We start from the raw sequence: 8,652 nt of genomic DNA, 5'->3' as shown, positions 1-8,652 counted from the left end.
CCCGAAAGGTGCGGGTTTTTTTGCTGTGTGGGGTATATCTCCCCCGGTGGCGCTGCGCTTACCGGGGCTACAAAACCGTACCCCGGACAAAGTGCGCAGCACCGCCTTTATTGCTTCGCAAAATAGCGTGACGAATGCTTGTGGCATGGTCAACCGGATAGTGAATTTACCGGATGATACAAGTCGGAAAATAATTATCAGCAGCTACGATTAATATTATTTCTTTATTTCAGCGCCATTATATTGTGCTCCGGTAAAATAATGATGCGGCCTCTTCCTCCCACAAAATAACGCGTTTACGCTTCAGAAAAAATATTTCCGTGACTGGATACTTCGCTTCCGGATGTATTGTGGCGAACGGTATGCTTCTTCCCTGTTTTTGTCTAAATGAGCTTTATCATTAACACTTTGTTAACTTGATCTGGTTTATATGGCAGCAAATTTGATATACAAAGGGGGATGATTGCCTGTATGGATGCTGCCCGAAATACCTTGCGAAACATAGACTGGTTCTCGGCTGGCAAATGAGAATAGAAATGAAAATCCTGCTTAACTGGTCGCCATTGCGCCAGCTCTTCACTTACATTCAGGAGCGCTTTACCTTTCTGGTGCTGCTCTGCTGGCCAGCGATTATCTGGTTGTTCTGTCGGGTCGGCGTGTGGCTCACCGATAACGTTTATGAACTGCTGGGAAAATCACCAGCCCAGTCCTTCACCGTGTATCTGCAGCCGTTTATGACCCCCGGCACGCTGCTGCGCATCTCCATCAGCTGGGTGGTGTTGCTGTTCATTCTCTTCAGTATGGCGATGGCCTTCACCTGGGGTTTACGTCGCTTTATGAATCGCCATAAATAAACCATTCGGCCGCCGTAAGTCGACGGCCCTTCTTAAGCCTTTATGCCATCTCACCAATAGTCTTACGAAAACGCAGCAACGCGATAGTAAAGAACACTCCGCCGATAGCCAGCAAGGTTAAGAACTGCGGCCAGACGATGGCGAAGCTGGCGCCTCGATACAATATCGCCTGCGCCAGGCTGACGAAGTGGGTGGTCGGCATGGTCAACATAATATCCTGTACCAGCTGCGGCATACTTTCTCGCGGCGTGGATCCGCCGGAGAGCATCTGCAGCGGCAGTAAGACCAGGATCATCAGCAGCCCCAGCTGCGGCATCGAGCGGGCGAGGGTGCCCATAAAAATGCCGATTGAGGTCGTGGCGAACAGGCTGAGCGCCACCCCCAGCATAAACAGGGGAATCGACCCTTCAATGGGCACCTGCAAAATCCCCTGTACCATCAGCACCAGCGACAGCCCGGAGACCACCAGCACCACCAGGCCCATTGACCAGATCTTGGCCATCATGATTTCAAACGGCGTGACCGGCATCACCAGCAGATGCTCAATGGTGCCATGTTCCCGCTCGCGGATCAGCGCCGAACCGGTGAGGACAATGGCCAGCATGGTGATATTGTTGATGATCGCCATCACCGCGCCAAAGCGCTCCTGCTCAAGGTTAGGATTAAAACGCATCCTGACCGCCAGCTCTACCGGCAGCACGCTGTTATCCCGATAGCGGGCGATAAAACTGTTTACTTCGCCGGTGATAATATTCTGGATGTAACCGTTGCCGGTAAAGGCCTGACTCATGCGCGTGGCGTCGACGTTGACCTGGATTTCCGGCTGCCGATCGGCCAGTACATCGCGCTGGAAGTTAGGCGGGATGTTGATGGCGAACGTGTAGCGCCCGGCATCCAGCCCGGCGTCCATCTCATCAGCGGTGATCAGCTCCGGCTCAAGAAACCAGGGACGGTAAAAAGCGTTAATAATGCGTGAGGAGAGCTGGGATTTATCCATATCAGCAACCGCGATCGGCGCCAGGTGCAGCGAACCGGGCATCACCGTGGCCGAGGAGTACACCGACACGGTAAACGCAAACACGATCAGCGCCAGCATCGCTTTATCACCGAGCAGGCTGCGCAGTTCTTTGACGCCAAGATTATAAATATTGCGTAATCCGCGCATCATCCCTCCTGTTTCTTCAGCAGCAGCACGCTCAACCCGAGCACCAGCGGCACCGCAATCAGTAGCGGAATGAATGAGCCCCACAAATCGCTAATATTCAGCGCTTTGGAAAAGGTCCCGCGGGCGATAGTCAGGAAGTGGCTGGTCGGGTAGATTTGCCCAATCCAGCGCCCGGGACCTTCCAGCGAGGCCACCGGATCGATCATTCCGGAAAACTGGGTTGCCGGGATCAGCGTAATAATCGCGGTACCGAAAATAGCGGCGATTTGGCTCTTCATAAAGGTTGAGATCAGCAGCCCCAGACCAGTGGCGATGGTGACATACAGCAGCGCCGCCAGGGTCAGCGTCAGGAAACTCCCCTTATGCGCGACGCCAAAGACAAAAACCGACAATGCGCACAGCAGGAAGAAGTTAAACATCCCCAGTACGATATAAGGCAGCTGTTTGCCGAGCAGGAACTCGCTACGGGTGGTTGGCGTCACGTACAAGTTGATAATCGACCCGAGCTCTTTTTCACGCACTACGCTCAGCGCGCTGAGCATCGCCGGGATCATCATCAGCAGCAGCGGGATCACCGCCGGGACGATGGCCGGCAGGCTCTTCACGTCTGGATTGTAGCGATAGCGGGTCTCGATGGAGATGAGCGAGGTATCGCGCTGCGGGCTGCTCTGCCGGCCGGCCATCTCCTGCAGCCAGGCCAGATGCATCGCCTGTACGTAGCCGCGCACGGTTTCCGCGCGGTTGGGCATCGCGCCGTCCACCCACACGCCGATTTGCACCGGCGTGCCGCGGGCGATATCGCGACCAAAGTTCGGCGGGATCTCTATCGCCACCGCCAGCTCGCCGTCGCGCATCCGGCGGTCCAGTTCGTCATAGCTGTGCAGCGGCGCCTGTTCGATAAAGTAGCGTGAGCCAGCGAGATTCTGCGACCAGCCCTGGCTGCTGAGGGTTTGATCGCGGTCGAGGACGGCAAAGCGCAGATCCTCAACGTCCATGCTGATCCCATACCCCATGATAAACATCAGGATCACCGTCCCCAGCAGCGCCAGCGTCGATCGTACCGGATCGCGGCGCAGCTCCAGCGCCTCGCGGCGGCTATAGCTAAACAGCCGGCGAAGACTGAAGGCCTGCCGTGGAGCCGTATGTCCGGAATGCGATGCCACAGCAGACGTGGGTTCTTCTGGTACTGGAGAGGACGGCTGGGCCTCTTTAAGCCAGGCGATAAACGCCTCTTCCAGGCTGTTTGAACCGCGCTGCTCGACCAGCGCCTGCGGCGTATCGCTGGCCAGCACTTTGCCGGCGTGCATCAGGGAGATACGATCGCAGCGTTCCGCCTCATTCATAAAGTGGGTGGAGATAAAAATGGTCACCTGATCCTGCCGCGCGAGGTCTATCATCAGCTGCCAGAACATATCCCGCGCCACCGGGTCGACGCCGGAGGTCGGCTCGTCGAGGATCAGCATCTCCGGGCGATGGATGACCGCCACCGCTAACGACAGGCGCTGACGGATCCCCAGCGGCAGATCGGCGGGAAGCGCGTCTTCAGCCTCGGTCAGCATAAAGCGCTCGCACATTTCCGCCACCCGGCCGGGGATTTCGCCGTCCGGAATATGGAACAGGCGGGCGTGCAGCTCGAGGTTTTGCCGGACGGTCAGTTCGCTATAGAGCGAGAAGGCCTGCGACATATAACCCACCCGCTGGCGGGTGGCGATATCCTTCGGGTCGACCGGCTGGCCGAACAGCCAGGCTTCACCTTCGCTGGCGGGCAGCAGGCCGGTGAGCATCTTCATGGTGGTGGATTTGCCGCAGCCGTTGGAGCCGAGGAAGCCGAAGATTTCACCGCGGGCGATGCGGAAATTAACGTGGTCGACGGCAACAAAGTTGCCGAAGCGCATGGTCAGGCCGCGCGCTTCGATGGCGATCTCTTCCTCACGGCTGTCGCGCGGTGGGATAACTACCGCCCTATGCGCCTGACGCTGTGCTTCTGGCAGCAGGGCGATAAACGCCTGCTCCAGGGTCTGGCTGCCGGTCTGGGCTTTGAGCTCTGCAGCGCTGCCGGTCGCCAGCACCTCGCCGGCGTTCATCGCCACCAGCCAGTCAAAGCGCTCGGCCTCTTCCATGTAGGCGGTGGCCACCAGCACGCTCATCGCCGGCCGGCGCTGGCGAATACTGTCGATAAGCTCCCAGAACTGCGCCCGGGAGAGGGGATCGACGCCGGTGGTCGGTTCATCAAGGATCAGCAGCTGCGGATCGTGGATCAGCGCGCAGCACAGGCCGAGCTTTTGCTTCATCCCACCGGAGAGTTTTCCGGCGGGGCGATCGCGAAACGGCGCCAGCCCGGTACTCTGCAGCAGCTCGTTGATGCGCAGTTCGCGCTCGGCTTTATCGTGGCCGAACAGGCGGGCGAAGAAGTCGACGTTTTCATACACCGAGAGAGTGTGATAGAGGTTTTTCCCCAGCCCCTGCGGCATCCACGCGATTTTCGGACACACCTCGCGGCGGTGATGCACATCGCGCATATCGCCGCCAAGCACCATCACGTTCCCCTGCTCGATGGTCCGCGCCCCGGCGATCAGCGAAAGCAGGCTCGATTTGCCGACGCCATCCGGGCCAATCAGGCCAACCATACGCCGTGCCGGGATCGCCAGACTGATATCGCGCAGCGCGATGGTGGCGCCAAACTGCTGACCAACGTGTTCCAGCAGGGCGACGGGGGGCGAGGTATCCTGCGGCGTTAGTTTCATTGCGGCAACCTCACCGCCAGGGCTTCAGGCCAGGGTTGTTGTTTATCCAGTCGTACGTAAGCCATACCGGGCAGGCCGGTTTTGACATACTCCAGGTGCTGCGCCAGCAGCTCCGGCGGGATACGCGCTTTGACGCGGAACATTAGCTTCAGGCGCTCGTCGCTGGTCTCGACCGTTTTCGGCGTGAACTGGGCGACGCTGGCGACAAAGCTGATATTGGCCGGGATCACCAGATCCGGCGCGGCATCAAGGACCAAGCGCGCTTCGCTGCCGAGCGCCAGCAGACCTGCCTGTTCGGTGGGCAGAAAAAAGGTCATATAGACATCGGCGAGATCGACCATGTTCAGTACCCGGCCACCGGCGGCCAGGACTTCGCCTGGCTCAGCGACGCGATACTGAATGCGGCCGTCGCGGGGGGCTTTCAGCTCGCTATCGTCAATATCGGCGAGGATCCGCCGCTCGGTCGCCTGGGAGGCTTCGACGCGGGTTTGCGCCTGAATAATGCTGGTGCGGGCAGCTTCGATGGCGGCGCGGGCGGCGGAGACCTGGGCTTTCGCCGATTCCAGCGCCGCGCGGGCGCTCTCTGCGGCCGCGCGATCGTCATCCAGCTGCTGGGCAGAGACGGCGCCACGCTGGGAGAGGGTGTTGGAGCGAACATGGCGTTTCGCCGTGGAATCCAGCTCCGCCTGGCGCTGCTTCACTACCGCTTCGCTGGCGCGCATTTCACTTTGTCGCTGATCGAGCAAGGCTCTGGCGGCCAGGACCGCGCTTTCCGCTTCCTTGATTTGCGCGGCGGCTTCAAGACGCTGCTCGTTCAGTACCCGGGTATCCATTCTCGCCAGCACCTCCCCCTGGTGCACGAACTGACCCTCTTTGACCAGAATGGTGTCGATACGCCCGGCGATTTTACTGGCAATATCGACTTCGGTGGCTTCGATTCGGCCGTTGCTGCTGGCAAACCCCGCCGGGAGTCCCGGCGGGCGTAGCAGCCACCATGCGGCGGCGGCGAGCACCACCAGTAAGCCGACAAAATACCCTGCCCAACGTTTCTTTATTTTGTCCATACGCGACTCGCTTGATTCCCTGTGCTGAGTGGTGCGCGTGTTTCCTCCGGCGGGCGGAGCGTCCTTCTTGCGNNTTCTTGCGAAGGACGAAAAAGTGGAGGGAGGGCCGCTGACGCCGCGCTCTGCCGCGCCGATGCGCAGCCGCTCGCTGGGCTACTTATGTGGTCATCATCAGCGATCCTGGCCTTAATGAAACACGCATAGTGAGAGCTACCGTTAACGCGATAGTAACAGCCGGGGCGATATTGTCCATACGAAAGACAGGGTCTTGTCGGCGTGTTAACAAAATTATCCGCACAGGGAGTATTTCACCATCTCAGAACAGCACCGGCAGCCCCAGCCCGCGCTTCACCTCATGCAGCGTCTGCTGCGTCAGCTGGTGGGCACGTTCGCTGCCCTGGCGCAGCAGCTCAAGCAGCATCCCTTTATCCTGAATAAAAGTGGCCCTGCGTTCGCGGATCGGCGCCAGTAGCGTCTGCAAGCAGGTCTCCAGCTCATTCTTACACTGGCGATCGCCCAGCCCGCCGCGCTGATAGTGGGCTTTCATCTCTGCCACCCGCGCCTTATCGCTGTGGAATGCATCGAGATAGGTAAACACCACGTTGCCCTCGACATGCCCCGGATCGCTGACTCTCAGGTGCGTCGGGTCGGTATACATCGCGCTGACCGCGTGGTGGATTTCCTCCTCTGTGGCCGATAACGTCAGCGTATTGCCCAGCGATTTCGACATTTTGGCGTTGCCATCGACGCCCGGCAGGCGACTCACTTCGCTGAGTAGCGCCTTGCAGTGGCGCAGCACCGGCTCGCCGGTGAGGCTATTCATCTTGTGGACGATCTCGTTGGTCTGCTCAATCATCGGTAGCTGATCGTCGCCCACCGGCACCAGTTCGGCCTTGAACGCGGTGATATCGGCCGCCTGGCTAATCGGATAGGCGAGAAAACCCACCGGCAGCGAGCGGGCGAATCCCTTCTGGGCAATTTCATTTTTGACCGTCGGATTACGTTCTACGCGGGCGACGGTGACGATATTCATATACAGCGCGCTGAGCTCCGCCAGCGCCGGCAGGGCGGACTGCAGGCAAATAGTGGTGAGCCTGGGGTCGATGCCGACGGCCAGATAATCGGCCATGACTTCGAGGATATGGTGGCTGATTTTTTGCGGATTGCTGCCGTTGTCCGTGAGCCCTTGCAGGTCGGCGATCAGGATAAATTGCTGGTGGTTATGCTGCAGCGCGACGCGCTGGCGCAGCGAGCCGACGTAGTGGCCAAGATGAAGTTGGCCGGTCGGGCGGTCGCCGGTGAGGATGGTTTGTGGATGGTTCATCAGGGACTCCTTATCAGACTGTTCAGCCGAAAGACGTCCTGAAAACACCAAAGCCGCCTTCCGGCGGCTTTGAAAATGGAAACGTGTATCGTGCCGCCTGTTATGCAGGCAGCCACCAACGGCGGGGATAGGTAACGATAACGTTTCTGTTCATAGGGAGTATCCTGCCACGGAAGGGGCTGGAGGCGCAATCAAAAATCACATACTTTTCCTGATGTTATTTATGTGATTGTTTTTCGGTAAATAACGAAGCGGGAAAAATATATTTTCTCTGCGACCCGAACATTATTCTGGAACAACAAACTATGTTGCATTTTTTTTGTGAAAAAGCTCACGCCACAGGATTATAGTATTATTATCCATATTTATAGCTGAATATTACCTGTCTGCTGTTACAGCTTGTGTTTATACTCTTCTAAATTATTAACATTATTACAATTTCTATCTATTTTTCCGCTTTGCGTCATACCCCTGTCTGACTACAACGTATTGAGGCTAATTATTATGCATAAACGTCTGGTCGTTAATATTTTTTCATCCTTGCTGTTGGGGGCTGCGCTTATTTCCACGCCGGTATATGCGGCAGAAAAAACCGTAGTCAATATTTCAAAAGTGGACGGCATGCCATGGTTTAACCGGATGGGTGAAGGGGTAGTCCAGGCCGGGAAAGAGTTTAACCTCAACGCCTCCCAGGTAGGGCCGTCCAGCACCGATGCGCCGCAGCAGGTGAAAATTATTGAGGACCTGATTGCACGTAAAGTGGATGCCATCACTATCGTGCCTAACGATGCCAACGTGCTGGAGCCGGTATTCAAAAAAGCCCGTGACGCCGGCATCGTGGTACTGACCAACGAATCGCCCGGGCAGCCGAGCGCCAACTGGGATGTGGAGATCATCGATAACGAGAAGTTCGCTGCTGAATACGTGGAGCATATGGCCAAGCGGATGGGTGGCAAAGGCGGCTACGTTATCTATGTCGGTAGCCTTACGGTACCGCAGCACAACCTGTGGGCCGATCTGCTGGTGAAATACCAAAAAGAACATTACCCGGACATGCATGAAGTCACCCGCCGAATGCCGGTGGCGGAAAGTGTTGATGATTCCCGCCGTACCACGCTCGATCTGATGAAAACTTACCCGGATCTGAAAGCGGTGGTCTCTTTTGGTTCGAATGGCCCGATTGGCGCGGGGCGCGCGGTGAAAGAGAAGCGTGCGAAAAATAAAGTCGCGGTCTACGGGATGATGATCCCCTCGCAGGCGGCCTCTCTTATTAAGAGCGGCGATATTACCGAAGGGATCACCTACGATCCGGCGACAGCCGGCTATGCCCTCGCGGCCGTCGCCAGCACCCTGCTGAACGGCAAAACCATTGAGCCGGGATTTGAACTGAAAGAGCTCGGTAAAGCGGAGGTCGATAGCGACAAGCATATTATCCGCTTCCATAAAGTGCTGCTGGTAAATAAAGACAATATTGATTCGCTCTACTAATCCACCTTCCGGG

At 57.5% G+C, this 8,652-nt stretch carries 7 protein-coding genes; 3 read left to right on the top strand and 4 right to left on the bottom strand.

Annotation, left to right across the window (positions count from 1 at the left end; genetic code table 11):
- Window positions 1–214, top strand: a 214-nt coding sequence (locus KHQ28_RS17955) for a hypothetical protein (RefSeq protein WP_077255696.1), incomplete at its 5' end; no start/stop codon positions are given.
- 322 nt (window positions 215–536) lie between these two features.
- Window positions 537–854: a hypothetical protein gene (locus KHQ28_RS17950; protein ID WP_002887322.1), complete on the top strand. Its 318-nt coding sequence runs from the start codon at window positions 537–539 to the stop codon at window positions 852–854.
- Between the two features lie 40 nt (window positions 855–894).
- On the opposite strand, the gene KHQ28_RS17945 is transcribed toward KHQ28_RS17950, so the two are convergent.
- The 4 genes from KHQ28_RS17945 to trpS all read right to left on the bottom strand — a co-directional run bounded on the left by KHQ28_RS17945 (window position 895) and on the right by trpS (window position 7,151).
- The gene (locus KHQ28_RS17945; RefSeq protein ID WP_032418097.1) at window positions 895–2,019 is read right to left on the bottom strand and encodes an ABC transporter permease; all 1,125 of its coding nucleotides are present in this window, start codon (window positions 2,017–2,019) and stop codon (window positions 895–897) included.
- On the bottom strand, window positions 2,019–4,763 hold the full coding sequence (gene rbbA, locus KHQ28_RS17940) for a ribosome-associated ATPase/putative transporter RbbA (protein ID WP_032418096.1): 2,745 nt from the start codon (window positions 4,761–4,763) through the stop codon (window positions 2,019–2,021). Before rbbA ends, KHQ28_RS17945 begins: the two co-directional genes overlap by 1 nt.
- A complete protein-coding gene (locus KHQ28_RS17935; RefSeq protein ID WP_004178470.1) occupies window positions 4,760–5,827 on the bottom strand; it encodes an HlyD family secretion protein in 1,068 nt (355 codons plus the stop codon). The genes rbbA and KHQ28_RS17935 overlap by 4 nt, the downstream gene beginning before the upstream one ends.
- 316 nt (window positions 5,828–6,143) lie before the next feature.
- Window positions 6,144–7,151 (bottom strand): tryptophan--tRNA ligase, encoded by a 1,008-nt coding sequence (gene trpS, locus KHQ28_RS17930; protein WP_023317488.1) that lies wholly within the window; start codon window positions 7,149–7,151, stop codon window positions 6,144–6,146.
- A gap of 504 nt (window positions 7,152–7,655) precedes the next feature.
- On the opposite strand from trpS, the gene KHQ28_RS17925 reads away from it, so the two are divergent.
- Window positions 7,656–8,639 carry an autoinducer 2 ABC transporter substrate-binding protein gene (locus tag KHQ28_RS17925; protein ID WP_014908038.1) on the top strand — a complete coding sequence of 328 codons (984 nt, stop codon included), beginning with the start codon at window positions 7,656–7,658 and terminating at the stop codon, window positions 8,637–8,639.
- Window positions 8,640–8,652 lie beyond the last annotated feature (13 nt).

Origin of the sequence: Klebsiella sp. 28 (assembly GCF_018223905.1) — a bacterium.
GTDB lineage: Bacteria > Pseudomonadota > Gammaproteobacteria > Enterobacterales > Enterobacteriaceae > Klebsiella > Klebsiella pneumoniae.
This window is presented reverse-complemented; position numbering and strand designations above follow the sequence as displayed.

Excerpts from the sequence above, each read along its gene's own strand:
- KHQ28_RS17950 (WP_002887322.1), top strand. The coding sequence starts at position 537 with ATGAAAATCCTGCTTAACTGGTCGCCATTGCGCCAGCTCTTCACTTAC.
- KHQ28_RS17945 (WP_032418097.1), bottom strand. The coding sequence starts at position 2,019 with ATGCGCGGATTACGCAATATTTATAATCTTGGCGTCAAAGAACTGCGC.
- rbbA (WP_032418096.1), bottom strand. The coding sequence starts at position 4,763 with ATGAAACTAACGCCGCAGGATACCTCGCCCCCCGTCGCCCTGCTGGAA.
- KHQ28_RS17935 (WP_004178470.1), bottom strand. The coding sequence starts at position 5,827 with ATGGACAAAATAAAGAAACGTTGGGCAGGGTATTTTGTCGGCTTACTG.
- trpS (WP_023317488.1), bottom strand. The coding sequence starts at position 7,151 with ATGAACCATCCACAAACCATCCTCACCGGCGACCGCCCGACCGGCCAA.
- KHQ28_RS17925 (WP_014908038.1), top strand. The coding sequence starts at position 7,656 with ATGCATAAACGTCTGGTCGTTAATATTTTTTCATCCTTGCTGTTGGGG.